25 protein-coding genes are annotated in these 22,247 nt (G+C 73.4%); 12 read left to right on the top strand and 13 right to left on the bottom strand.

What is annotated here, in order from left to right; all coding sequences use genetic code 11:
• Positions 1 to 94 precede the first annotated feature (94 nt).
• Genes ACFW2G_RS14180 through ACFW2G_RS14170 form a run of 3 tightly spaced genes read right to left on the bottom strand, consistent with a single transcriptional unit; the run spans position 95 to position 3,032 of the window.
• Positions 95 to 1,426 carry a bifunctional RNase H/acid phosphatase gene (locus ACFW2G_RS14180; RefSeq protein WP_384452409.1) on the bottom strand — a complete coding sequence of 444 codons (1,332 nt, stop codon included), beginning with the start codon at positions 1,424 to 1,426 and terminating at the stop codon, positions 95 to 97.
• Positions 1,426 to 2,169, bottom strand: a complete 744-nt coding sequence (locus ACFW2G_RS14175; RefSeq protein WP_201773415.1) for a zinc ribbon domain-containing protein — start codon at positions 2,167 to 2,169, stop codon at positions 1,426 to 1,428. The genes ACFW2G_RS14180 and ACFW2G_RS14175 overlap by 1 nt, the downstream gene beginning before the upstream one ends.
• The gene (locus ACFW2G_RS14170) at positions 2,166 to 3,032 is read right to left on the bottom strand and encodes a Nif3-like dinuclear metal center hexameric protein (RefSeq protein ID WP_078556970.1); all 867 of its coding nucleotides are present in this window, start codon (positions 3,030 to 3,032) and stop codon (positions 2,166 to 2,168) included. The genes ACFW2G_RS14175 and ACFW2G_RS14170 overlap by 4 nt, the downstream gene beginning before the upstream one ends.
• A 224-nt stretch (positions 3,033 to 3,256) precedes the next feature.
• Here ACFW2G_RS14170 and ACFW2G_RS14165 point away from each other — a divergent pair, with 224 nt between their 5' ends.
• Positions 3,257 to 4,336 carry a hypothetical protein gene (locus ACFW2G_RS14165; protein WP_384452404.1) on the top strand — a complete coding sequence of 360 codons (1,080 nt, stop codon included), beginning with the start codon at positions 3,257 to 3,259 and terminating at the stop codon, positions 4,334 to 4,336.
• 20 nt (positions 4,337 to 4,356) lie between these two features.
• Here ACFW2G_RS14165 and ACFW2G_RS14160 read toward each other — a convergent pair whose 3' ends face one another.
• The 3 genes from ACFW2G_RS14160 to ACFW2G_RS14150 form a co-directional block, all read right to left on the bottom strand.
• A complete protein-coding gene (locus ACFW2G_RS14160; protein WP_384452401.1) occupies positions 4,357 to 5,298 on the bottom strand; it encodes a 3-oxoacyl-ACP reductase in 942 nt (313 codons plus the stop codon).
• Positions 5,299 to 5,388: 90 nt separating this feature from the next.
• Complete coding sequence (locus tag ACFW2G_RS14155; RefSeq protein WP_384583621.1) at positions 5,389 to 6,465, bottom strand: Zn-dependent alcohol dehydrogenase; 1,077 nt, start codon at positions 6,463 to 6,465, stop codon at positions 5,389 to 5,391.
• A gap of 21 nt (positions 6,466 to 6,486) precedes the next feature.
• Positions 6,487 to 7,341 carry a MaoC/PaaZ C-terminal domain-containing protein gene (locus ACFW2G_RS14150; protein WP_384583624.1) on the bottom strand — a complete coding sequence of 285 codons (855 nt, stop codon included), beginning with the start codon at positions 7,339 to 7,341 and terminating at the stop codon, positions 6,487 to 6,489.
• A gap of 217 nt (positions 7,342 to 7,558) precedes the next feature.
• Here ACFW2G_RS14150 and ACFW2G_RS14145 point away from each other — a divergent pair, with 217 nt between their 5' ends.
• From ACFW2G_RS14145 to ACFW2G_RS14130, 4 genes are all read left to right on the top strand, one after another.
• Positions 7,559 to 7,912, top strand: a complete 354-nt coding sequence (locus tag ACFW2G_RS14145; protein WP_384583671.1) for a DNA-binding response regulator — start codon at positions 7,559 to 7,561, stop codon at positions 7,910 to 7,912.
• Between the two features lie 157 nt (positions 7,913 to 8,069).
• Positions 8,070 to 8,615 carry an RNA polymerase sigma factor gene (locus ACFW2G_RS14140; protein ID WP_384452392.1) on the top strand — a complete coding sequence of 182 codons (546 nt, stop codon included), beginning with the start codon at positions 8,070 to 8,072 and terminating at the stop codon, positions 8,613 to 8,615.
• On the top strand, positions 8,602 to 8,940 hold the full coding sequence (locus ACFW2G_RS14135) for a hypothetical protein (RefSeq protein ID WP_078556972.1): 339 nt from the start codon (positions 8,602 to 8,604) through the stop codon (positions 8,938 to 8,940). The genes ACFW2G_RS14140 and ACFW2G_RS14135 overlap by 14 nt, the downstream gene beginning before the upstream one ends.
• Positions 8,941 to 8,949: 9 nt before the next feature.
• Positions 8,950 to 9,132, top strand: a complete 183-nt coding sequence (locus ACFW2G_RS14130; protein WP_384583627.1) for a hypothetical protein — start codon at positions 8,950 to 8,952, stop codon at positions 9,130 to 9,132.
• Positions 9,133 to 9,236: 104 nt separating this feature from the next.
• Here ACFW2G_RS14130 and ACFW2G_RS14125 read toward each other — a convergent pair whose 3' ends face one another.
• Together ACFW2G_RS14125 and ACFW2G_RS14120 are read right to left on the bottom strand one after the other, a co-directional pair.
• Entirely contained in the window at positions 9,237 to 10,424 is a 1,188-nt protein-coding gene (locus tag ACFW2G_RS14125) for a lipid-transfer protein (protein WP_037927366.1), read from the bottom strand.
• Positions 10,425 to 10,439: 15 nt separating this feature from the next.
• On the bottom strand, positions 10,440 to 12,572 hold the full coding sequence (locus ACFW2G_RS14120; RefSeq protein WP_384583630.1) for an acyl-CoA dehydrogenase: 2,133 nt from the start codon (positions 12,570 to 12,572) through the stop codon (positions 10,440 to 10,442).
• Positions 12,573 to 12,719: 147 nt separating this feature from the next.
• On the opposite strand from ACFW2G_RS14120, the gene ACFW2G_RS14115 reads away from it, so the two are divergent.
• Positions 12,720 to 13,061 carry a hypothetical protein gene (locus ACFW2G_RS14115; RefSeq protein ID WP_384452383.1) on the top strand — a complete coding sequence of 114 codons (342 nt, stop codon included), beginning with the start codon at positions 12,720 to 12,722 and terminating at the stop codon, positions 13,059 to 13,061.
• Between the two features lie 57 nt (positions 13,062 to 13,118).
• Here the strand turns inward: ACFW2G_RS14115 and ACFW2G_RS14110 are convergent, their stop codons facing one another.
• From ACFW2G_RS14110 to ACFW2G_RS14100, 3 genes are read right to left on the bottom strand one after another with little or no spacing between them, the layout of a single operon-like run.
• Positions 13,119 to 13,409 carry a hypothetical protein gene (locus tag ACFW2G_RS14110; RefSeq protein WP_384583633.1) on the bottom strand — a complete coding sequence of 97 codons (291 nt, stop codon included), beginning with the start codon at positions 13,407 to 13,409 and terminating at the stop codon, positions 13,119 to 13,121.
• 34 nt (positions 13,410 to 13,443) lie between these two features.
• A complete protein-coding gene (locus ACFW2G_RS14105; protein WP_037927377.1) occupies positions 13,444 to 13,710 on the bottom strand; it encodes a DUF397 domain-containing protein in 267 nt (88 codons plus the stop codon).
• The gene (locus ACFW2G_RS14100) at positions 13,670 to 14,515 is read right to left on the bottom strand and encodes a helix-turn-helix transcriptional regulator (RefSeq protein ID WP_037927380.1); all 846 of its coding nucleotides are present in this window, start codon (positions 14,513 to 14,515) and stop codon (positions 13,670 to 13,672) included. The genes ACFW2G_RS14105 and ACFW2G_RS14100 overlap by 41 nt, the downstream gene beginning before the upstream one ends.
• Positions 14,516 to 14,626: 111 nt before the next feature.
• On the opposite strand from ACFW2G_RS14100, the gene ACFW2G_RS14095 reads away from it, so the two are divergent.
• The 5 genes from ACFW2G_RS14095 (at position 14,627) to ACFW2G_RS14075 (ending at position 20,481) form a co-directional block, all read left to right on the top strand.
• Complete coding sequence (locus tag ACFW2G_RS14095) at positions 14,627 to 16,450, top strand: protein kinase (protein ID WP_384583636.1); 1,824 nt, start codon at positions 14,627 to 14,629, stop codon at positions 16,448 to 16,450.
• A 92-nt stretch (positions 16,451 to 16,542) separates the two neighbouring features.
• Complete coding sequence (locus tag ACFW2G_RS14090; RefSeq protein ID WP_037927386.1) at positions 16,543 to 17,184, top strand: class I SAM-dependent methyltransferase; 642 nt, start codon at positions 16,543 to 16,545, stop codon at positions 17,182 to 17,184.
• Between the two features lie 83 nt (positions 17,185 to 17,267).
• Entirely contained in the window at positions 17,268 to 18,263 is a 996-nt protein-coding gene (locus ACFW2G_RS14085; RefSeq protein WP_384583639.1) for an N-acetylmuramoyl-L-alanine amidase, read from the top strand.
• Positions 18,264 to 18,417: 154 nt separating this feature from the next.
• Positions 18,418 to 19,239: a membrane protein gene (locus ACFW2G_RS14080; RefSeq protein WP_037927392.1), complete on the top strand. Its 822-nt coding sequence runs from the start codon at positions 18,418 to 18,420 to the stop codon at positions 19,237 to 19,239.
• A gap of 231 nt (positions 19,240 to 19,470) precedes the next feature.
• The gene (locus tag ACFW2G_RS14075; protein WP_384452367.1) at positions 19,471 to 20,481 is read left to right on the top strand and encodes an LLM class F420-dependent oxidoreductase; all 1,011 of its coding nucleotides are present in this window, start codon (positions 19,471 to 19,473) and stop codon (positions 20,479 to 20,481) included.
• A 128-nt stretch (positions 20,482 to 20,609) separates the two neighbouring features.
• Here the strand turns inward: ACFW2G_RS14075 and ACFW2G_RS14070 are convergent, their stop codons facing one another.
• Entirely contained in the window at positions 20,610 to 20,993 is a 384-nt protein-coding gene (locus ACFW2G_RS14070; RefSeq protein ID WP_037927398.1) for a hypothetical protein, read from the bottom strand.
• A 123-nt stretch (positions 20,994 to 21,116) separates the two neighbouring features.
• Complete coding sequence (locus ACFW2G_RS14065; protein ID WP_037927401.1) at positions 21,117 to 21,752, bottom strand: hypothetical protein; 636 nt, start codon at positions 21,750 to 21,752, stop codon at positions 21,117 to 21,119.
• Between the two features lie 112 nt (positions 21,753 to 21,864).
• Between ACFW2G_RS14065 and ACFW2G_RS14060 the strand changes: the two genes are divergently transcribed.
• Complete coding sequence (locus ACFW2G_RS14060; RefSeq protein WP_384452360.1) at positions 21,865 to 22,167, top strand: hypothetical protein; 303 nt, start codon at positions 21,865 to 21,867, stop codon at positions 22,165 to 22,167.
• The last annotated feature ends 80 nt before the right edge of the window (positions 22,168 to 22,247 follow it).

The following is a 22,247-nucleotide window of genomic DNA, read 5'->3' as shown; positions in this document are numbered from 1 at the left end:
GCACCGCCTTCACCACCCGCACCACACGCACCACACGCACCGCAAGGATCCGGCTCGGCCGGGGGCCTGGCGGGGCGGGATCCGTCGGCCGGGCCTACCGCAGGTGCGAGGTGTCGTTCAGCAGGCGGACCGAGGCGTTGCCGTCGGCGTAGTAGGCCACCGCCGAGAGGGAGGCCGCCGAGAGCTCCATCCGGAACAGCGACTCCGGCGGTGCCCCGAGGGCCAGGCGGACCAGGGTTTTGACCGGGGTCACATGGGTGACCAGCAGGACGGTCCGCCCCGCGTGGGCGGCCAGCAGCCGGTCACGGGTGGCCGAGATCCTGCGGGCGGCGGCCGCGAAGCTCTCCCCGCCGCCGGTGGGGGCGGCCTTCGGGGAGTCCAGCCAGGCCTGGAGGTCCTCCGGGAAGCGTTCCTGCACCTCGGCGAAGGTCAGGCCCTCCCAGGCACCGAAGTCCACCTCGCGCAGGCCCTGTTCGACGCTCACGTCGAGTCCGAGGCGGTCGGCGACGGCCCGGGCGGTCTCGCGGCAGCGGAGCAGCGGGGAGCTGACGACCGCCTGCACGGTGCCACGGGCGGCGAGCGCCTCCGCGACGGCCGCCGCCTGGCGACGGCCGGCCGGGGACAGCTCGGGGTCGCTCCCCCCGCTTCCGGAGAACCGCTTCTGGGGGGTGAGCGCGGTCTCGCCGTGGCGCAGCAGCACGAAGGTGGCCGGGGCGCCCATGTCGGGCGCCCAGCCCTGGCCGCCCGCGGGCGCGGCGGCGGGCGGTGCCGTCGCGACGAGCGGTCCGCCCGTGTCGGCGCCGGCCTCCGCGGGCGCCGACACGGCGACCGGCACAGAGGAGGAAGCGGGCGCGGCGGCGGTGTCCGTGCCGCCCCGGGAGGCCGCCAGGGCGGCGCGCGCCGCTGCGGCGCCCGCGGCGGCGTCCCCGGGCGGGCCGGACGGCGGCGGGGTGGCCAGGGACCGGGCGGCGGACGCGTCGAGGGCGGCGGAGGAGGCTGACGGCTCCCACTGCCCGCCGCGCTTGCCCGCGTCCATCGCCTCGTTGGCGAGCCGGTCCGCGTGCTTGTTCCGCTCGCGCGGGATCCACTCGTACGTCACCTGCGCGCGGGGCAGGATCCGCGCGGCCTCGGCCGCGAGCGGCTTCATGTCCGGGTGCTTGATCTTCCAGCGGCCCGACATCTGCTCGACGACGAGTTTGGAGTCCATCCGGACCAGGACCACCGCGTCGGACGCGAGGTCACGGGCGGCCGTGAGCCCGGCGATCAGGCCCTTGTACTCCGCCACGTTGTTCGTCGCGACGCCGATGAACTCGGCGCGCTCGGCCAGCGTCTCGCCCGAGGCCGGGTCGAGGACGACGGCGCCGTAGCCGGCCGGCCCCGGGTTGCCCCGGGACCCGCCGTCGGCCTCGACGACGAAACGCGGCATCAGATGCCCGAGTCGGCCGTACGGACCAGGATGCGGCCGCAGTTCTCGTGCCGGACGACCTGGTCGCGGGCCGCGGCCTTGATCTCGTTGACCTCGGCCATGTCGAGCTCCAGCCGGCAGCCTTCGCAGCGGCGCTGGTAGAGGCGCGCGGCGCCCACCCCGCCCTGCTTGACGCGGATCTTCTCGTACAGGGCCATCAGGTCGCCCGGCATCGAGGTGACGATCACCTCGCGGTCCTTGGTGACCTTGGCGGCCTCGGTGTCGATCTCGGCGGTGGCCGCGTCACGGCGGGCGGTGGCGTCGGCCACCTTGGCCTCCAGCGCGGAGACCCGTCCGGTGAGCTCGGAGACGCGCTCCTGCGCGGCCTCCAGCCGCTCCATGACCTCCAGGACCACGTCCTCCAGGTCGCCCTGGCGCTTGGCGAGGGAGACGACCTCGCTCTGCAGGTTCGCCAGGTCCCGGGCCGAGATGCCCACGCCGGAGTCCAGCCGCTGCTGGTCGCGGACCGCGCGCTGGCGCACCTGGTCGACGTCCTGCTCCGCCTTGGTCTGCTCGCGTGCCGTGTCGCTCGCCTGGGTCTGGGCGGCGACCAGCAGGTCGCGCTGCTGCGTCAGGTCCTTGGTGAGCGTGTCGAGCTCGGCGTGCTCGGGCAGCGACGTGCGCTTGTGGGCGAGCTGAGACAGCCGGACGTCCAGCGCCTGGACATCGAGAAGTCGGATCTGGTCGGCGGGCTCGGCGTTCAGTTGGGGGCTCCTGAGATAGATGAGGGAGTTGAAGAGACGACGGACGGCGCGTGCGCCGTCCACGGGTCGGTGACCGTGCGCGAGACGTGGGTGCGCAGACCCCAGCCGTGGCGCTCGGAGATCGCGTCGAGCTGCGCGGCGGCCTGCTCGCACCAGGGCCACTCGGTGGCCCAGTGAGCCGCGTCGACGAGGGCCAGTGGGCTCTGCTCGCGGGCCTCGGACACCGGGTGGTGACGCAGGTCGGCGGTCACGAAGGCGTCCACGCCGGCGGCGCGGACCTCGGCGAGGAGGCTGTCGCCGGAGCCGCCGCTGACGGCGACGCGCCGGATCATGGCGTCCGGGTCGCCGGCGACCCGGATGCCCTGGGCGGTCGGCGGCAGCCACGCGGCGCAGCGGGCGGCGAACTCGCGCAGGGGCTCGGGGCGGTCCAGCTCGCAGATCCGGCCGAGGCCTCGGCGGCCCTCCGGGTCGGTCGGGTCCGGCACCAGCGGACCGGTGATCCGCAGGTCCAGGGCGCCGGCGAGGGCGTCGGAGACGCCCGGGTCGGCGGTGTCGGCGTTGGTGTGGGCGACGTGCAGCGCGATGTCGTTCTTGATCAGCGTGTGCACGACGCGGCCCTTGAAGGTGCCGGCCTCGACCGTGGTGGTACCGCGCAGGTACAGGGGGTGGTGGGTGACGATCAGGTCGGCCCCCAGCTCCACGGCTTCGTCGGCGATCTCCTGGACGGGGTCCACCGCGAACAGGACCCGGGTGACCTCGGCTTCGGGTTCGCCGCAAACGGTTCCGACCGCGTCCCACTGCTCGGCCCGCGAGGGGGGCCAGAGAGCGTCCAGCGCGGCGATGACTTCAGAGAGACGGGGCACGGGCCAAGGCTACCGTCCGTGGCGCCCGGCCCGGTCAGCGCCGGTCCTGGTGGAGCTGCCCGCCCGACGGCCGCGGTGCCTGCCTTTCGATGTCGGACAGCACAATCGCGCCGCCCCTCACCGACGAATCGCCGCCCGGACACCCTTACGTGTGAAGCCGCCTTGGTCGTGTTGTTCGGCAGGAATCCCGAAAACTAGCTTCCTCACCGGAGGTGACGGCCCGGATGACTGTCTGTGCCATCGAGATGACGACCACGGCCCCGTTCGCGATCTCCGCGGACGGGTCGTACGCCGCCCGGCTCGCCGGAGAGGGCGAGGCGCGCTACGCGGAACGCTGGACCCTGGCCGGTCCCGAGCCGTACGCGGTGCCGCTGCCCCTCGCCCAGCCCGAGGAGGCCGACAGCGGGCTCCTCCCGCTGTCCGACGGGCGCGTGCTGATCCACCGGCGGGTCGCGGACCGCCACGCCTTCTCCCTGCTCTACCCGACGGGCGCCGCGGCCGGGCCGCGCACCGGGGAGCTCCGGCTGGGCGGGGTGGACGCGGAGGAGGGCGTACGGGTCTTCCTGCTCCCGCCGGCCCCGGACGGCTCCAGTGCCTTCGCCGTGGCCGCGTCGGACACCGTGACCACGCTGTGGCAGGTGGCCGGGTGCGCGTTCGGGCCGCAGCCGGTGGCCCGGATCCCGGGACGCTGCTCGGGTGGCGTGTGGCTCGACCGGACGGGCCGGCTGCTGGCGCTGGACCGCGAGCTGGACGGCACCGTCAAAGCCGTCGCCGTGGACCTGGGACGTGACGGAGAGGTCTCACCGCTGCTCCAGATCACCGAGGACAGCGACGACCGGCTGCTGCGGGCCGAGCCCGACAGCGGGCTGCTGCTGATCCGCTCCGACGCCCCGGGCGAACCGCGCCTGGGCTGGGGGGTGCTGGGCAGCTCCCGCCCCGTCCGCTTCCCGGAGTGTCTGCGGCTCGGGGAAGCACTGCCCTTCGCGCTCCAGCCCGGCCAGGCCCTGATGCCGGAGAGCTGCGGGGTGGCGCTGTGGCTGCCCGAGGGGGACATCGGCCTGTGGCGTCCCGCCGACCGGCGTGTCTTCCGGCTGGCCGCCCCGACGGGGTGGCTGGGCGGGGCGGGGATGTGGAGCCCGCAGGGCCGCCTGCACCTGCCGTGCACGACAGCGGAGGCGCCCTGCGGGATCGTCGGGATGAGCCTTCCCGCCTCCCCTCCCCCGCCGGTCCGCCCGGACCGGCAGCCCCCGGCGTCGCCCCGCCCGGTCCCGCTCCAGCAGGCCCCCCTGGCGGGGCGGCAGTAGGCGGCAAGTTCGGCGGCGGCTCAGCCGTGCCTGAGGCCGAGGACCTCCGGCGCGGCGAAGGTCTCGTTCGCCGGGCGGGAGTCGTAGTGCGGGGTGAGGGCCTGGTCGAGCTCCTCGTAGGAGAAGGACTCCTTGCCCGTGTCGAACTTCGCCGCCACCCTGGGGCGTTCCATGACGACGACGATGCCGCCGTGCACGACGAAGAGCTGCCCGTTGGCCCTGGCGGAGGCGGGTGAGGCCAGGTAGCCGACGAGCGGGGCCACGTGCTCGGGGGCGAGGGCGTCCAGCGTGCCGTCCTCGGGGACCTCGAAGCCGGCGAAGACGTCCTCCGTCATACGGGTGCGGGCACGCGGGCAGATGGCGTTGGCCGTCACCCCGTACTTGGCCAGGGCCAGGGCGGTCGAGGTCGTCAGCCCCACGATGCCGCCCTTGGCCGCGGCGTAGTTCGGCTGGCCGGCCGAGCCGCCGAGGAAGGCCTCGGAGGAGGTGTTGACGATCCGGCCGTAGACCGGGCCGCCGGCCGCCTTGGATCGTTCGCGCCAGTGGGCGGACGCGAAGCGGGTGGTGTTGAAGTGGCCCTTGAGGTGGACCCGGATCACCGCGTCCCATTCCTCCTCCGACATCGAGAAGACCATCCGGTCGCGCAGGATGCCCGCGTTGTTGACCAGGATGTCGAGCTTCCCGTAGTGGTCGACGGCCAGCTCGACCAGCTCACGGGCCTGCTCGAAGTCGGCCACGTCGCCGAGATGGGCGACGGCCCGCCCGCCCGCGGCGCGGATCTCCTCGGCCACCTCCTGGGCCGGGGCGGCCGAGGCCTCCCCCGAGCCGTCCCGGCCGGGCTGGCCGAAGTCGTTGACGACCACGCTCGCACCCAGCCGCGCGAGTTCGATCGCCTCGGCCCGGCCGAGCCCGCGGCCCGCCCCCGTGACGATGGCGGAGAGTCCCTCAAGTGGCAGTGACATCCGTACGGTTCCCCTCGGAGATCGGATCGGCGGAACGGATCTGCAGAACGGGTCGGCGATCGGGGCGGCCGGGAAGGGCCGGTGGCCGGGTCAGAGTTCGATACAGGTGCGCAGGGCGACGCCGGTGCGCATCTGGTCCAGGGCGTCGTTGACCTCCGCCAGGCTCACCCGGTGCGTGATCAGGTTGGCCAGGTCGATGCGGCCGGCCCGCCACAGGGAGATGGTGCGCTCGTAGGAGCGCAGCACGTCACCGCCGCCGTACATCGACGGCAGGATCTTCTTCTCGTCGAAGAAGAGCGAGAACATGTTGATCCGGAAGTCGTCGTCGAGAGCGCCGGCCCCGACCACGACGACCGACCCGCCGCGCCGTGTCATCTCGTACGCCTTCTGCACCGTCGCGGACTTGCCGACGACCTCGAAGACGTAGTCGAAGCCCTCGCCGGCGGTGATCCGGTGTCTGGCGTCGGCGAACTCCTCCGGGGCGACCGCCTCGGTGGCTCCGAAGCGCAGGGCCGCCTCGCGGCGGGACTCGACCGGGTCCACGGCGATGATCTGGGCAGCGCCCTGCACCTTGGCTCCCTGGATGACGGATATGCCGACGCCGCCGCAGCCGATGACGGCGACGCAGGAGCCGGCCTCCACCCTGGCGGTGTTGATAGCCGCTCCGAGGCCGGTGGTGACGCCACAGCCGATCAGTGCCGCGATGTCGAAGGGGAGGTCGTCGGGGATCGGGATCGCGCAGGCGGCGGGGACCACCATCTCTTCGGAGAAGGTGCCGGTGCCGGCGAAGCCGAAGACGTCGCCCGTGGCCCGCTTGAAGTTGGGGGTGGCGACGTTCCCGAACGCCTCCAGGCACAGGTGGCCCTGGCCGCGCCTGCAGGAGGGACAGTGACCGCAGGGCGGCAGCCAGCAGACGAGGACGCGGTCGCCGATCGCGTGGCCGGTGACGCCGTCGCCGACGTCGGTGATCACGCCGGATCCCTCGTGACCCGGGACGAAGGGGGCGGGCTGCGGCAGGACACCGCTCATGGCGGACAGGTCCGAGTGGCACAGGCCGGTGGCCCTGACCCGGATCCTGACCTTGCCGGGGCCGAAGCCCACGGCTTCCATGTCGTCGACGACTTCCAGCTTGTCCTGGCCGATCTCGCTCTGCAGTGCTGCGCGCACGGTGCGGCTCCTTAGTGGGTGCTACGAGTGTTCGACGACGGTGTCGGCGAGGACCGGCGCGTCGTCCCGTTCGACGGCGGTCACCGACACCAGGACGCGGCCGGTCTCCTGCCACATCCGGATGCGCAGCGTCTCGCCCGGGAAGACGATCCCGGCGAAGCGCGTGCGATAGGTGCGGACCCGGGAGACGTCCCCGCCGAGGGCCGTGTCGACGACGGCCTTGAGGGTCATGCCGTACGAGCACAGGCCGTGCAGGATCGGCCTGTCGAAGCCGGCGAGCTTGGCGAACTCGGGATCGGCGTGCAGGGGGTTCCAGTCGCCGGAGAGGCGGTAGAGCAGGCCCTGGTCCTCGCGGACGTGCCGCTCCTCGACCCGGTCGGGGTCCCGCCCGGGCAGTTCCTCCTTGACGGAGGGTCCGCGCTCGCCGCCGAAGCCGCCCTCTCCGCGTACGAAGATCTGCGCGTCACTGGTCCACAGCGGTCCGTCGGCGTCGGCGACCTCGGAGCGCAGCACGATCACGGCCGCCTTGCCCTTGTCGTAGACGGCGGCGACCTTGGAGCTGGAGGTGGCCCGCCCCTTGACGGGAATGGGCCGGTGCAGCTCGATGGAGTGGCCGCCGTGCAGGACGTGGGCGAGGTCGACCTCGATGCCGGGGGCGGCGAGGCCGCCGAGCATGGCCATGCCGGCTCCGGCGACGGTCGCGAAGCTGGGCAGGACGTGGAGCTTGGATTCGAGGGTGTAGCGCAGCTCCTCCGGGTCGGTGGCCGGCAGGCCCGCGCCGAGGCCGAGGTGGTAGAGCTGGATGTCCTTGTGGTCCCAGCCGATGTCCCCCTGGCGGGGGTCTGCGGCGAGTGCCCTGGCGGCGTCGATCGGCATGAGGATGCGGCTCCCTGTCGTCGGTGTGGCGGGAAAATCGCTGCCCTGGAAGACCTCGGCGCGGCCGTCCGCACCGTCGGCCGCACCGAGGTCGTTTGCGGGGCGACCGGTTCTAGAACGCGTTCTAGGCTCGGCCGGTGAGGGAATGTATAACGCACGCCCCGGCACTTGGGAAGACTCTTGACTGCCCGTCAGATAGGCTTTGCCGGTGGACGAAATGCCCGTGGAACACCGCCGGACCCGCACCCTGCGGGTCCTCCTGGAACCGCATAATCCGGCTCTGGCGCTCCAGCTCGGCCTCCAGCCGGACATCGACGTCGTACGGGACGCGGCGGCCCGCCCCGAGGTGGCTCTGGTGGAGGATCTCGCGGCGGTGACCGCCCTGCTGGAGGACGATCCGGAGTGCCGGATCCTGGTCCTGACGGGCTCGGCGCGCTCGGGTCTGCGGGAGGCCGCGCTCGCCGCCGGCGCGGCGGGGCTGGTCCTGCGGGACGACCGGGTGGAGGCCCTGGCGGAGGCGATCCGCCGGGCCTCGACGGGCGAGACGGTGATCGATCCGGCCCTGGGGTGAATCCTTTCGAGGTGCCCATGCCTCTTGTGTATGTCGCCGACGCCGAGGTCGGCACCTGACCTGGAGGTTGTCGTGATCACTGCTCTCGCCGTCGCCGGCGCGGCCGTCCTGCTCTGCGCGTGCACCGTCGCCGTTCTGCGCAAGCGGGGCCGGGCCCGTGGCTGACCGTACCGACTGGCCGGGCGAGGCGCTGGTGGTCGCCGCGCAGGCCGGTGACCTCGATTCGCTCACTGCGCTGGTCGCCGGGTCGCATCCGAACGTACGCCGCTTCGCGCACTCCTTGTGCGCATCGCGCGAGGACGCCGAGGACGCGGCCCAGGAAGCGCTGATCATCCTGTACCGCAGGGTCGGCATGCTCAGGGCTTCCGGGGCGCTGGCGTCGTGGATGTTCCGCATCGTGCGCAACGAGTGCCTGCGCCGCGCCCGGCTGATGCCGAGGGAGCGCCCGCCGCTGCCGGACACGGCCGTCATGTCCGCCGAGGACGAGGTGCTGCGGCGCCTGGAGGCGGGACGGGTGGCGGAGGCCATCGCCGCGCTGCCGGCGGACCAACGGCGCGTGCTGATCATGCGGGACGTCCAGGGGCACAGCGGGCGGACCGCCGCCGAGGCCCTGGGCTTGAGCACCGCCGCGATGAAGTCGCGACTCCACCGCGCCCGTGCGGCACTCCAGCACACCCTGGGGGACACCCGTGCCCACCACTGACACCGCGACTCCCTCCCGATCCTCCCGATCCTCCCGATCCTCCGGATCCGGCTTCGCGAGCGCGTCCGTGCCGCGGCACCTGGCGCGGGGCGCAGTGGGCTTCGGCGCGCTGATCGCGGCCTTCGCCCTCATCCCGGTCTTCGGCCCGGCCACCCTGCTCCTCGCGCCGGTCGGGCTGGTCGCGCTGCGCGGCTGCCCGATGTGCTGGGCGATCGGGCTGGCCGAGACCGTCTCCCGGGGCCGCCTCCGCAGGCAGTGCACCGACGGCCGCTGCGAACTGAAACCGGCTGCACGGAAGTCCTGGGCCGGGAAGGGGATTTCGTAGGCTGGCCCGATGGGCCTCTTCGACCGACTGACCGGCACCCGGCACCCCGAACCCGGTACGCCGCCGCTCCCCGCCGCCGAGCTCCGGGCCGCCCTGTTCGCGCTCGCCGGCCCGGACGCTCCGTTCACCCTCCGGGAGGGCACCGCGACGGAGGGTGCCCAGCTGGTGGCGGTGTGGCACATCCCCGGTTGAGTCCCGGAGCCTGGTCCGGGGGCCGGGTCCCGTCGGTCTGGGGGCAACGGGGTGTCCGAGGCCGGGCCCCGGGGTGCGGCTGCGGCGGGGCGGTGGGGGCGCGGTCAGCGGCGCAGCAGCGTGACGACCGCCGCCCCGCCCAGGCCGATGTTGTGGGCCAGGCCGACGCGTGCGCCCGCGACCTGCCGCGCACCCGCCTCGCCCCGCAGCTGCCAGACCAGTTCCGCCGCCTGCGCCAGCCCCGTCGCGCCCAGCGGATGGCCCTTGGAGATGAGCCCGCCCGAGGGATTCACCACCCACCGCCCCCCGTACGTCGTGGCCCCGCTCTCCACCAGCTTGCCCGCGGCCCCGTCCTCGCACATGCCCAGCGCCTCGTACGTCAGCAGCTCGTTGATCGAGAAGCAGTCGTGCAGCTCCACCACGTCCACGTCCTCGATGCCGAGCCCGGACGCCTCGTACGCCTGCCGGGCCGCCGCCGCGCTCATCGGCTTGCCGACCACGTCGATGCAGGAGCCCGACGCGAACGACTCCTCCGTGTCCGTCGTCATGGCCTGTCCGACGATCTCCACCGCCTTGTCGTGCAGCCCGTGCGCCACCAGGAACCGCTCGGACACCACCAGGGCCGCCGCCGCCCCGTCCGAGGTCGGGGAGCACTGGAGTTTCGTCAGCGGTGCGTGGATCTCCTTCGCCGCCAGGATCTCCTCGACCGAGTACACGTCCTGGAACTGCGCGTTCGGGTTGTCCGCCGAGTGCCGGTGGTTCTTCGCGCCGACCGCCGCGAGCTGCGCGGGCGTGGTCCCGTACCGCTCCATGTGCTCGCGCGCCGCGTTGCCGAAGATCTGCGCCGTGGGCGGAGACATCTCGAAGCCGTGGCCCGCCGCCATGATCGCGTAGTGCCGGGCCACCGGCGACGTCTTGAAGTCCCCTCCGTCAGCGCCCCCGCCCAGCGCGCCCCGCTTCATCTTCTCGAAGCCCAGCGCCAGCACGCAGTCGCTCAGTCCGCCCTCCACGAACTGCCGCGCCATCATCAGCGCCGTCGATCCCGTCGCGCAGTTGTTGTTGACGTTGTAGACCGGCACCCCGCTCAGCCCCAGCTCGTACGCCGCGCGCTGGCCGGCGGTGGAGGCCTGGAAGCAGTAGCCCACCGGCACCTGCTGCACCAGCCCGTAGTCCACACCCGCGTCCGCGAGCGCCGCGGTCCCGGCCTCCTTCGCCATGTCCCAGTACTGCCGGTCCCGCGACTCGGGCTTCTCGAACTTCGTCATGCCGACGCCCACGATGTACGACTTCATGCCCCTGGTGTCCCTTCAGTCCCTCGGAAGGCCGAGAATCCGCTCGGCGACGACGTTGAGCTGGACCTGCGTGGTGCCCCCGGCGATGGTCAGGCAGCGGGACATGAGCATGGCGTGCACCGCCCGCTCCCCCGCCTCCTCCTGCACCGCGCCCGCCGGCCCGAGCAGTTCGAGCGCCAACTCGGCGGTCCGCTGCTGGTGCGGGGTCTGTACGAGTTTGCGCACGGAGGCGCCCGCGCCCGGCTCCAGCCCCGACACCTGCTGGAGCGTGGTGCGCAGCCCGATGCAGGCCAGGGCGTGCGCCTCGGCGGCCAGCGCGCCGAGGCGGGCCCGCTGCGCGCCGTCGAGGTCGGCGGCGCGCGCGAGGAGCGCCTCCAGTCCGGTGTCGAAGGTCATCTGGTCGGCCATGTGCACCCGTTCGTTGCCGAGGGTGTTGCGGGCCACCTTCCAGCCGTCGTCGGCCGCGCCGACCAGGGCGTCCGCCGGGAGTTCGACGTCGTCGAGGTAGACCTCGTTGAAGAGGGCCTCGCCGGTGATCTCCTTCAGCGGCCGGACGTCGATCCCGGGGGTGTTCTTCATGTCGACGACGAAGTACCCGAGCCCCTTGTGCCTGGGCGCCGCCGGGTCGGTGCGCGCCAGCAGGATCCCGAAGTCGGCGCTGTGCGCGGAACTCGTCCACACCTTCTGCCCGTTGACCAGCCAGGAGCCGTCCTCCCGCCGGTCCGCCCGGGTCCGCAGCGAGGCCAGGTCGGAGCCGGCGCCCGGCTCGGAGAAGAGCTGGCACCAGCTGATCTCCCCGCGCAGGGTGGGGAGTGCGTAGGCGTCGCGCTGCGCCTGCGTCCCGTAGGCCAGCAGGGAGGGCACGATCCAGGTGGCGATGCCGAGGTCGGAGACCTTGACCCCGGCGGCCGCGAGCTCCTGCTGGACGACGATCTGCTCCACGGGTCCGGCGCCCAGGCCGTAGGGCGGCGGCAGGTAGGGCGCCGCGTAGCCGGTGGGGGCCAGGACCCGCCGGGCGGCGGCCGGGTCGAGGCCGCGCGCGCCCTCGACGGCGGCGCGGGCCTTCGCGCGGTACGCCTCGGCCTCGTCGGGCAGCTCCAGGCGCAGCTCCCGTCGCGCACCGCCCGACGCGCACCGCACGGCCCGTACCCGGTGCCCGTCGCCGGGCCCGAGCAGCTGGCGGGCGACGACGGCCCGCCGCAGATGGATGTGGGCATCGTGCTCCCAGGTGAAGCCGATCCCGCCGAGGATCTGGATGCAGTCCTTGGCGCAGGAGTACGCGGTGTCCAGGGCGGTCCCGGCGGCGAGGGCCGCGACCAGCGAGCGCACCTCGGCGGGCTCGTCCATGGCGCCGGCTGCGTCCCAGGCCAGCGCGCGGGCCTGCTCCAGCCGCACGAGCATGTCGGCGCACAGGTGCTTGACGCCCTGGAACCGCCCGATGGGCCGACCGAACTGCTCGCGCACCTTGGCGTACTCGGCGGCCGTGTGCAGGGCCCAGGCGGCGGTGCCGCACGCGTCGGCGGCGAACAGCGTGCAGGCGAGGTCGCGGACCAGCGCCGTGTCCAGCTCCAACAGCCGCCCGGCGGGGACGACCGCACCGCGGGCCCGCACCTCGGCGGTGGGGCGGGTCGGATCCGCACTGTCGTGCGTACGGATGTCCAGCGAGGCGGCGTCCACGGCGAACCAGCGGGGCCCGTGCGCGGTCTCCGCGGCGAGCAGCACCAGATCGGCCTCGCCGGCGCCGAGCACCGGCGGTGCGAGCCCGTCGAGCAGGTGCCCGCCGCCCTCGGTGGCCGTGGCGGTCAGGCTCCCCGGCTCCAGCGCGACCGCCCCGACCCGGCCGGCGAGGGGATCGGCCCCGGCCCGGTCGAGCAGTACGGAGGCCAGCGCGCTCGGCAGGTACGCGCCCGGCAGGGCGGCCCGGGCGGCCTCCTCGACGACGACGGCCAGGTCGAGCAGGGTCCCGCCCTCCAGGTGCGGCTCCAGGAGCCCGGACTCCGCCAGAGCGTCCCAGTAGCCGGGTCGCACCCCGGTCCGCGGCGGGGAGTCGAGCAGCTTGCGCACCTCTTCGGGAGGCACGACCCGCGCCACCCAGCCGCGCATCGCCTCGGCCAACTCCCGCTGCTCCTGCGTGATTCCGATGCCCATGCGCGGCAGACTAGAACACGTTGCAATCTGACGGAAGGTCAGATGCAGGCGTTCTTCGCGTCCACCGCCCAGCAGGGTGCGGGGTCCCCGCCCGCGGCCCCTGGGCAGACCATGGGGAGAGGTTCCACCCCGGAAAGGAAGGTCCGCATGACCACCCCCGACTGCCCGCGCTGCGGGCGCACACTGACGCCCTTCACGGTCGCGCTCCGCCGCAACCGCTGGGGCGGAGCGGCACCGGCGCGACGCCCCGAGGCGTGGTGGGAATGCCCTGGGTGCGGCTGGCTCGGCTGCGAGCACCGCACGGGCACACCACCCGTCCCCATGCGGCGCCTGGAGGGCGAGGACGGTGACTGCATGTTCTGCGGCGAGGAGGAGTCGAACGTCGCCTCCGAGCCGCACCTGCGGGAGGACGGCCTGCTCGGCGACTGGATGGTCTGCCTGGCGTGCGGCACGAGCAACGGCCGCCGCCTGGGCCCGCCCTCCCGCTAGGGAGCGTCCGCAAAGCAGCGCCGGCCGCCCGGAGGGGGCGGGCCGCGGCCGCGCGGGTCAGCTTCGCCGGGCGGCCTTCAGGGCGGCGCGGGCGCCGTCCTTCGCCTGCGTCTCGCAGGCACCCCTGGTGTACGGCTTCGCCCGGAGGCCCACCCAGACCGAGAGGTTGCCCTCCCGCACGGCGAGGACGCAGGTCCAGTCGGCAGTGGCCGACCCCCAGGAGGCCTCGGTGCCGAACCCGATGCGGGGCGCCTCGCGCTGACCGGCGGCCTCCGACTGGAAATGCACCCGCCCCGTCCCGCCCTGCCCGAGCACGCCGACGGCCTGGAACGGCTGCACCTGCTCCATGTCCCCCGCTCCCTCGCCCCGAGTAGAGGGCGGATCACACAGAGACGGCCCTCACGAACGCCTCGAAAGCGGCGGGGCGGACGGTGAAGACGGGCCCCTCGGGGACCTTGGAATCCCGCACGGCGACGAGGCACGGCTGGGCTGCGACCTCGACGCAATTGCCGCCGGTGTCGCCGCTGTACGAGGACTTGCGCCAGGCCAGGGCGCCGAGCGGGGCACACTCGACACATTGTCCGCCGGTGTCGGAGCTGTACGAGGACTTACGCCACCGTGCGCCCGGCAGGTTCTGGATGAGCTCCATAACGTTCCTCCATTACGCGGGCGATCCGGACCGCCGATTCCTCCAGCGAGAGGGCGGCAGCCTGCAAATGATCGTAACGGAGTGAACCTTCCCTGAGAGCCTGCGGATTGGCCGTCATATGACCCTGGACAAAGTCCTCCGTATAGACAATGTCCGGGTCGTCGTCGAACCGCAGGAGGCTGAACGACCCCGGCTGCCCAGCGTGGGCGCCCGCCTCGAAGGGCAGGATCTGCACCTGCACCCACTGCCGCCCCTGTTGGGCCAACAAATGGGCGAGTTGATTCCGCATGACGTCCCGGCCACCGATCTCCTGATGCAGCACGGCCTCGCTCATCACCACCCACATCAGTGGCGGGTTCTCGCGGTCGAGTACGCGCTGTCGCTCCATCCGCGCGGCGACTTTCGCGTCGAGATCGTCGCTCCACACCCCCAAGACCGCCCGGGCATACTCCTCCGTCTGCAGCAGCCCATCCACCAACTGCGCTTGGTAGGTGGAGAGATAGGACGCCCGCGCCTCCATCTCCGCATACGCCTGGAACCACGTCGGCAGCTGGCTCCGCAGCACGAGCCCCACCAGCCGCGAGAACACCCCGCCCGTGCCGAGCGCCGCGTCCACGCGTTCCGAGAAGTCCCGTGTCGGGACCCTCCGCGTGGTCTCGACCTGGCCGATCAGCGAGCCCGTGCAGAAGACGATGCTGCCGAGCTGCGCCTGGTTGAGGCCCGCGTCCTCTCTCAGGCGGCGCAGTTCGGAGCCGTAGTAGTCCAGCGGTGAGGCGCTGGGATCGAGATCGCGCACGCCGACCATGGACGGTCACCCCCAAGCCGGTTGCCGGTGCCGTGGCCGAGCGTAGCCGTCGCCACCTCTTTCGGTGACCCGATTCGCCGAGCCGGACCGGCCTTCGGCGATAATGCCCACGTGGGGGAACTGATCGAAAACCGGTACGCACTGGAGGAGTTGCTCGGCCGCGGCGGCTTCGGTGAGGTGTGGCGGGCCGAGGACGGACGGATCGGGCGTCGGGTCGCCGTCAAGATCGGCTATCCCCAGACCCCCGAGGACACCCGCCGCTTCGAGCGGGAGGCGAGCCTCGCCGGCAACCTCGCCCATCCCAACATCGCCACCGTCCACGACTTCGGCCGGATGGAACGCGACGGGCGCGATGCCGTCTTCTTGGTCATGGAGCTGCTGCGCGGCCGCAGCCTGGCCGACGTCCTGGCGGACGGTGTGCCGCCGCTCGCAGACGCCCTGGAGTGGGCCGGCCGGATCGCGGACGCGCTCGGGGCCGCGCACGCCGCCGGGATCGTGCACCGGGACGTCAAGCCCGCGAACGTCATGGTCACCGATGCGGGCACGGTGAAGGTCCTCGATTTCGGTATCGCCAAGGCCGGGGCGGGGGCCGGGGCCGGGGCCGGGGCGGGTACGGATCTGACCGGCACCGGGATGGTCATCGGCTCGTTCCCGTACATGGCTCCCGAGCGGTGGACCGGTGGGGCGGGCGGGGTCCCGGTCGACGGCCGGGCAGATCTGTACGCCCTCGGCTGCGTGCTGATGGAGCTGCTCACCGGCAGCCGGCCGTTCGCCGCCGGCGAGATGCACGAGCTCCTCGCGCAGCACCTCACGGCCGAGCCGCCCGCGCCGAGTGCGTTGCGGGCGGGGCTGCCGGCCGCGCTGGACTCCCTCGTACGGGACCTGCTGGCGAAGGACCCCCGTGACCGGCCCGCGGACGCGGCGGAGGTTTCCCGGCGGCTCGCCGGAGCCACCCGCGGCGAAGTCCCCGGCGCCCCCGCACCGCAGGAGGCTTCGCCGTACCCACCTCCGCCCTCGTACGTGCCCACCGTGCACACGGCGGCCGACGACGCGGTCCGACTGATGCTGGACCGGCGGCTGACGCAGCTGCTGGAGGACTCCCCCACGGATGTCGTCGACCGGCTCGCCATGCTGGTCGACGACCTGACGGAGGAGCTGGGCGCACACGACGCGCTCACGGTCCGTGCCGCCTACCACCGGGCGGTGCGGCTCCGCCGGCGGTCCGCGACCGACCTGGAACGCATCCTGCCGCGCATGGTTCGGGTCCTGGGTCTGGAACATCCGGAGACGATCACCGCCCGTGTCACCTGCGTCGGCGAGGCCGCGGCCCATGGCCCCGGCGACGGCCGGCGCCACGAGGCGGAGCTGCGCGAGCTCATCGGGCAGGCCGGGAGGGTGTTCGGCGCGCACGGAATCGTCACGCTGACCGCCCGCTACCACCTGGCTTCGGCCATGCACCGGGGCGCCCGCGACCGCGACGGCCAGTGGGACATGCGCACGCGGGAGCGGGCGGAGAGCGAACGTGCCTGGCTGGCGCCGCTGCTGCCAGACCTGGAGTGGGCACTGACCGCCGACAGTCCCGTCCTGCTCGACGTGCGGCGCCGACTGGCGCACGACGCCTGGCTGGTCGGCGACTTCACCGGGGCCGCCGAGCTGTACTGGCGCCTCTTCCCGGACCTGGCGGAGCTGGCCGAGTACGGCGATCCCGAAGTGGCACACCGCGTCCTGCGCAGCATCGGCGAGGCGGGCGACCCGGTGAGCGCGCTGGCGCACATGGACCTGCTGCTGCACCGGCTGCCCTTCCTCTCGGGCATGCAGTGGCTGGCGCAGGAGGTCTCCGACACCCGGTCGGAATTCCGGCGGGCCGTACGCGAGCAGCGGCGCGTCGAGGGGCCGGGCGGGAGCGGCGGGCTGTCCCGGCTGTTCGGCCGCTGACCCGCCGCACACCCGCGGCGACCCCGGCATGGACCCCTACCCGGCGGTAGGGCAGCATGGGCCGCCACACGGAGCTCAGCAGGAGGAACGACATGGCCACCCCCAAGCCGGAGACCCTCGCCGCCTTCGAGGCCGCCAAGGGGTTCATGCCCGTACGGGAGGGCCTCGCCCTGTACGAGGCGGCCGCCGCGGCCGGGGCGCTCGGACTGCCGCTGCTGGAGGTCGGCACGTACTGCGGGCGCTCCACGATCCTGCTGGCCGACGCCGCCCGCGAGGCCGGCGTGGCCGCCATCACCGTGGACCACCACCGCGGCAGCGAGGAGCAGCAGCCCGGCTGGGAGTACCACGACCCGACGGTCGTGGACCCGGAGGTCGGCCTGATGGACACCCTCCCCACCTTCCGCCGCACCCTGCACGGGGCCGGGCTGGAGGAGCACGTGATCGCGATCGTCGGCCGCTCCCCGCAGGTCGCGGCGGCGTGGGGCGGCAAGCTGGGCTTCGTCTTCATCGACGGCGGCCACACCGACGAGCACGCCGCCGGCGACTACGAGGGCTGGGCCCCGCACGTCGCGGAGGGCGGCACGCTCGTCATCCACGACGTGTTCCCGGACCCGGCGGACGGCGGCCAGGCTCCGTACCGGATCTATCTGCGGGCCCTGGCCTCGGGGGCCTTCGAGGAGGTCTCGGTCACCGACTCGCTGCGCGTGCTGCGCCGCACAGGCCCGGGAATCTGACACCACCGCTCATATAAGCGCACCACGCCCCCGGATGGCGCAGTACCGGCCGGGCCGCGGGGCTGCGGTCTAGCATCGCGGACGTGCGCTACGACGACAGCCCCCCGCCCCCCGAGTCCGGCTCCTCGGCGAATCCGGACCGGCACTGGTTCACCCGACGCTCCACGCTCGTGGTCGGGATCGCCGCACTCGCCCCGGCCTGCCTCGCGGGCTGGGTCCTGACGCAGGCCCTGTCCGGGGCCGGGCCGGAGGCGAGCCGGTCCGGCGCGGCGCCGCAGCCCGCCTCGCACTCGTCCCTGTCGCCGGGCCAGCGGGACGCGAAGCCGGGCTCCACGCCGAGCGGCAGCCCGAGCGGCAGCCCGGACGCACCCGCGGCGGCGCCCGTACCGGCTCCGGCCAAGGGTCCGCTCACCGGCAAGACGGTGGTCGTCGACCCGGGGCACAACACCGGGAACTTCAGGCACACCGGCGAGATCGACCAGCAGGTCGACGTCGGCACCCACCGCAAGGAGTGCGACACCACCGGCACGACCACCAACTCCGGTTACATGGAAGCGGAGTTCACCATGGACGTGTCGAAGCGCCTGCGGACCGCCCTGGAGGCCCAGGGGGCGAAGGTGGTCCTCACCCACGAGACGGGCGACCGCGCCTGGGGGCCGTGCATCACGGAGCGCGCCCAGATCGGCAACGAGGCGAACGCCGACGCGGTCGTGTCCGTCCACGCCGACGGCGTCTCGGCCGGCAACCGCGGCTTCCACGTGATCCTCCCGGCCAAGGTCAAGAGCGGCGCCGCCGACACCACGAAGATCGTCGGTCCCTCACGGGATCTCGGCGAACGGATCGCCGGGAATTTCGCCCGCACCACCGGTTCGGCACCCGCCAACTACCTGGGCGGGGGTACCGGCTTGGTGGTCCGCGACGATCTGGGCGGGCTGAACCTGTCAACTCGGCCCAAGGTGTTCATCGAATGCGGCAACATGCGTGACGCCAAGGACGCGGCACAGCTGACGAGTCCGCAGTGGCGGCAGAAGGCGGCTCAGGGCATCGCGGACGGCATCGTCGGCTTCCTGGGCGGGTAGTCCCTCTCGGGCGTCCCGCCGGGGCGCCCGCCGCCCCGATCCTCTCGGTTGCGGGATACATCCGTACCATGGTGCCGCCCGTCTGCTGCAGGCACGAACTGCGCTGCGACCGCGGCACCACGAGACGACCGAGACCGAGAAGGACACCTAAGACGTGAACATCCGCTCCCTCACTCGAGGCGACGGCGTGGTGATCGGAGCAGCGGCGCTGCTGTTCATCGCCTCGTTCCTCGATTTCTACTCCACCACGGGTGGCGACCTACCGAGCGCGTGGGACACCGACTCCTACCGCCTGGTGCTGCCCAGCGTCTTCCTGCTCGGGTTCATCGCCGCCGGTCTGCTCGTCGCGGGCCGCTTCCTGCCGGAGAGCCGCAAGGTGCTCGGCCTGCCGATGTCGGCGTGGGGCACGGTCCTCGCCGTCTCGTCCGCCTGGTCCGCGCTGTGGGCCCTGATCACCTGCCCGAGCACGCTCGACCTGGGCGCGGGCGCCGTCATCGCCTTCCTCGCCACCCTGGCTCTGGCCGGTGTGGCCCTCTTCGGCGCGAAGCTCCCGGCGCTCGCCGGTGCGCTGGTGCCGGAGTCGCGGCCCGCCGCCCCGCAGCCCTACGGCGGCCAGCCGCAGCCGGGTGCCGGCTACGGCTACCCGGGCGGGCAGCAGCCCTACGGTTCCACCCCGCAGCCGGTCCCGCCGTACGGGGGCACGCCGACTCCGGCACCCGGCCCGCAGGACTCGGGCGCCGGCCACCACGCGGCCGCAGCGCCCGCCCCGGCGACGGACTTCAGCCCGTTCTGGTTCGCGGTGCCGGTGGCCCGCCCCCTCTTCGCCGAGGACGGCTCGTCCGCTCAGATCGCCGAACTCGCCCCGGGCACCTGGTACCTGGCCGTCGAGCAGCGCGGCGCGGCCGCCCTGGTCGCGCAGACGCAGGACGGCCGTCGCGGCATCCTGAACGACACCTCGGGCATCCAGCGCGGCTGATCCGCGCCCGCGTCCGCAGTCCCACCGCTTCGCCCCACCGGTCTCCGGTGGGGCGAAGCGCGTTCTCGGCACTGCCTGCACGGAGCAGCCGCGCCGGCCCGGCCCGGTGCGCCCCGGTGCGGCCCGGTGCGGCCCGGTGCGGCCCGGTGCGTGGACGCCGCCCTTCCGGGCCGGGGGCCGTTGCCCTACAGTCACCTGACGCATCGTCAGTTACGGCCGGAGGGACCCGCCATGCGCCTCGGACTCGCACTGGGCTACTGGGGTCGCGGCCCCGACCCGGCCCACCTGCGCCTCGCCACCGAGGCCGAGCGCCTCGGCTACGACTCGGTGTGGACCGCCGAAGCCTGGGGCTCCGACGCCTTCACCCCCCTGACCTGGATCGCCGCGCACACCACCCGGATCCGCCTGGGCACCGCCATCGCGCAGATGGCCGCCCGCACCCCCACCGCCACCGCCATGCACGCCCTCACCCTGGACCACCTCTCCGGCGGGCGGATGATGCTGGGCCTGGGCCTGTCCGGCCCGCAGGTCGTCGAGGGCTGGTACGGCCGCCCGTTCCCCGCCAGCCCGCTGACCGCCACCCGCGAGTACGTCGACGTCATCCGCCAGGTCCTGCGCCGCGAGGGGCCCGTCGCCCTCGACGGCCGCTTCCACCGCCACCCGTACCGCGGCGAGGACGGAACCGGGGTCGGCAAGCCCCTCAAGCCGATCACCCACCCGCTGCGCGCCGGCCTGCCGCTCCTCCTGGGCGCCGAAGGCCCCAAGAACATCGCCCAGACCACGCGGATCGCGGACGGCTGGCTGCCCCTGTACTGGTCACCGACCCGCACGGACGTCTACCGGGCCGCCTTGGCCGACCTCCCCGAAGACTTCATGATCGCGCCGATGGCCCGGGCGCGCGTCTGCGACGACGTCTCCGAGGGCCTGCTGCCGGTCAAGGCGATGCTCGGCTTCTACATCGGCGGCATGGGCCACGCCTCCCGCAACTTCCACGCGGACCTGATGGCCCGCATGGGCTATGCGGAGGAGGCCCACCGCATCCAGCAGCTCTTCCTCGCGGGCCGCAGGCAGGAGGCGGTCCTCGCCGTCCCGGACGCGTTCGCCGACGAGATCTCCCTGATCGGACCGCGCGAGCGGATCGCGGAACGGCTGGACCTGTGGCGCACCGGCCCGGTCACGGACCTCCTGGTCACGGCCCCGGACCCGCACACCCTGCGCGTCCTGGCGGAGCTCAACGGCTGAGGCACCCGCCCGGAGCCGCGGTGCCCCGGAACCCCGTCAGCCCGTCAGCCCGTCAGCCCGTCAGCCCGTCAGCCCCGGACCGGAGGACGGAATCGGGAGGTTGGAGCCCGGAGACGGCCGATCCTCGGCTACCCCGCCTGCGGCAGGGCCTCCAGCAGCTCCCGCACGTCCAGCGGCATCACGGCGATCTCGATGCTCCCGCCGCCGTCGTAGCAGCAGGTCACGATCCGCGAGCCGGGATGGATGGAGATCCCCTCCTTCATCGACGGCGCCCGCAGGCCGGTCGCCCGCCCCCCGGGCAGCGCCACGACCTCCCCACGGTCGGGAACCCAGCGGGCCGCGCCCCCGTCGGCGTACACCCGCCCCGGCCGCCAGCGACCCGTACCCGCCGGCTGCCGCGCCATCCCCGGGATCCCGGGCACGGGCCCGGCGGCCAGCCGCGCCCTGTGCTTGCGCCGCACCAGCCATCCGACCCCGACGACCCCGCCGGCAAGCACCACGTACTCGATCACCCGCCCATTGAAACAGCCCCGCGGCCGGGGGGCTGTGACGCCCGCCCCGGCCACGGGGCCGACCCGGCCGCAGGGATGCCGGGACCGCGGCCACCGCCACGGCCACGGCCCAGCGGGCCGGCTTCAGCCACCGAGCTCGGACGTGCTCGGAACCTTGTCGGTCACCTCGGCACCCGCGCTCCTACCGGCTTCCTTCACGCTCTTGATCACGTCGTCGAAGGACGAGATGTCGGCGTCGCCCGCCTGCCCCTTGCGCAGCTTGCTGCCGAGGTCCTTCAACGACTCGATGCCCGCCGTCAGCGGGGCCATCGCCTTCGACAGCAGCGGGTCGCCCTGGGCGTTGTCGGCCGCCGCCTTCAGCCGGTTGTACGCGAACGCGCCCGCCAGACCCGCCTTGATCAGCGCGAACGTCCGACCCTTCGCGCCCTTCTTGAACTTGCCCTCACGGTACGGCTTGACGATCCACTGGTACGTGGCACCCGCCGCGAGCGACGCATTGGCGACGAACCGCGTCTTGGCGAACTTCTGCTTCTCGGCGGACGTGCTCGGCGAGGGCGTCACCGCCGCCCGCTCGTCGGCCTCCGCCGCCGCCGGCTCCGCTGCGGCGAGCGCGGCCAGCTCACCCATCGAAGCGGCGGACAGCTCCTCCCGCTGGGAACCGCCACCGCTGCCGCAGGCGGTGGCACCGGCGAGCAGCGCGGTCGACAGGACCACCGCCGTGAGGGCGCGACGGAATCGGACGGTCGTGGGTACGGACACGGTTTCCTCCGGGGACTCAGACGTCCCCCGCAGCCTCACCCCGCCTCCCGGGGCCCGCCACCCGGCGGACCCGTTCGGGTTTGCGACGCGCCCGGGCGGCAACACGCGCAGCATGGTCTCACACACGCGAGTACGCACCCGAGGAAGCAGTCAGGCAGGCCGGGCCGTCGCTCTGGTGGCGGACGTGCTTGCCTTCGTGATCGTCCTGTGGATCCTGCTCTGGTTCCTGGACGCCAACCAGGGCAACGAGCTGGTCAACTTCATCCACGACGCCGCCAGTTGGCTGGCCGGCTGGTCCTACGACCTGTTCACTTTCAGCCGCGAATGGGTCCAGGTCGTCGTCGGCTACGGCCTGGCCGCCGTCGTCTACGTCCTGATCGGCCACGCCGTGGCCGGCTGGCTCTACCGCCGCTGACGCCGCCGGGCCCCGCACCGCCCGCACAGATGAAGGGGTCCTCCCCGCCACGGGCGGGAAGGACCCCGATCCGTCCGTCG

The sequence above is a fragment of the Streptomyces sp. NPDC058880 genome (assembly GCF_042742535.1).
GTDB lineage: Bacteria > Actinomycetota > Actinomycetes > Streptomycetales > Streptomycetaceae > Streptomyces.
The sequence above is the reverse complement of the archived record's forward strand: the minus strand, read 5'-3'. Positions and strand labels throughout refer to the sequence as shown.

Coding starts and splice junctions, on each gene's coding strand:
- ACFW2G_RS14160 (WP_384452401.1), bottom strand. CDS start 5,298: ATGTCACTGCCACTTGAGGGACTCTCCGCCATCGTCACGGGGGCGGGC.
- ACFW2G_RS14180 (WP_384452409.1), bottom strand. CDS start 1,426: ATGCCGCGTTTCGTCGTCGAGGCCGACGGCGGGTCCCGGGGCAACCCG.
- ACFW2G_RS14130 (WP_384583627.1), top strand. CDS start 8,950: ATGGGCCTCTTCGACCGACTGACCGGCACCCGGCACCCCGAACCCGGT.
- ACFW2G_RS14125 (WP_037927366.1), bottom strand. CDS start 10,424: ATGAAGTCGTACATCGTGGGCGTCGGCATGACGAAGTTCGAGAAGCCC.
- ACFW2G_RS14110 (WP_384583633.1), bottom strand. CDS start 13,409: ATGGAGCAGGTGCAGCCGTTCCAGGCCGTCGGCGTGCTCGGGCAGGGC.
- ACFW2G_RS14060 (WP_384452360.1), top strand. CDS start 21,865: ATGGTCTCACACACGCGAGTACGCACCCGAGGAAGCAGTCAGGCAGGC.
- ACFW2G_RS14090 (WP_037927386.1), top strand. CDS start 16,543: ATGGCCACCCCCAAGCCGGAGACCCTCGCCGCCTTCGAGGCCGCCAAG.
- ACFW2G_RS14145 (WP_384583671.1), top strand. CDS start 7,559: ATGCCCGTGGAACACCGCCGGACCCGCACCCTGCGGGTCCTCCTGGAA.
- ACFW2G_RS14105 (WP_037927377.1), bottom strand. CDS start 13,710: ATGGAGCTCATCCAGAACCTGCCGGGCGCACGGTGGCGTAAGTCCTCG.
- ACFW2G_RS14120 (WP_384583630.1), bottom strand. CDS start 12,572: ATGGGCATCGGAATCACGCAGGAGCAGCGGGAGTTGGCCGAGGCGATG.
- ACFW2G_RS14150 (WP_384583624.1), bottom strand. CDS start 7,341: ATGCCGATCGACGCCGCCAGGGCACTCGCCGCAGACCCCCGCCAGGGG.
- ACFW2G_RS14115 (WP_384452383.1), top strand. CDS start 12,720: ATGACCACCCCCGACTGCCCGCGCTGCGGGCGCACACTGACGCCCTTC.
- ACFW2G_RS14075 (WP_384452367.1), top strand. CDS start 19,471: ATGCGCCTCGGACTCGCACTGGGCTACTGGGGTCGCGGCCCCGACCCG.
- ACFW2G_RS14165 (WP_384452404.1), top strand. CDS start 3,257: ATGACTGTCTGTGCCATCGAGATGACGACCACGGCCCCGTTCGCGATC.
- ACFW2G_RS14100 (WP_037927380.1), bottom strand. CDS start 14,515: ATGGTCGGCGTGCGCGATCTCGATCCCAGCGCCTCACCGCTGGACTAC.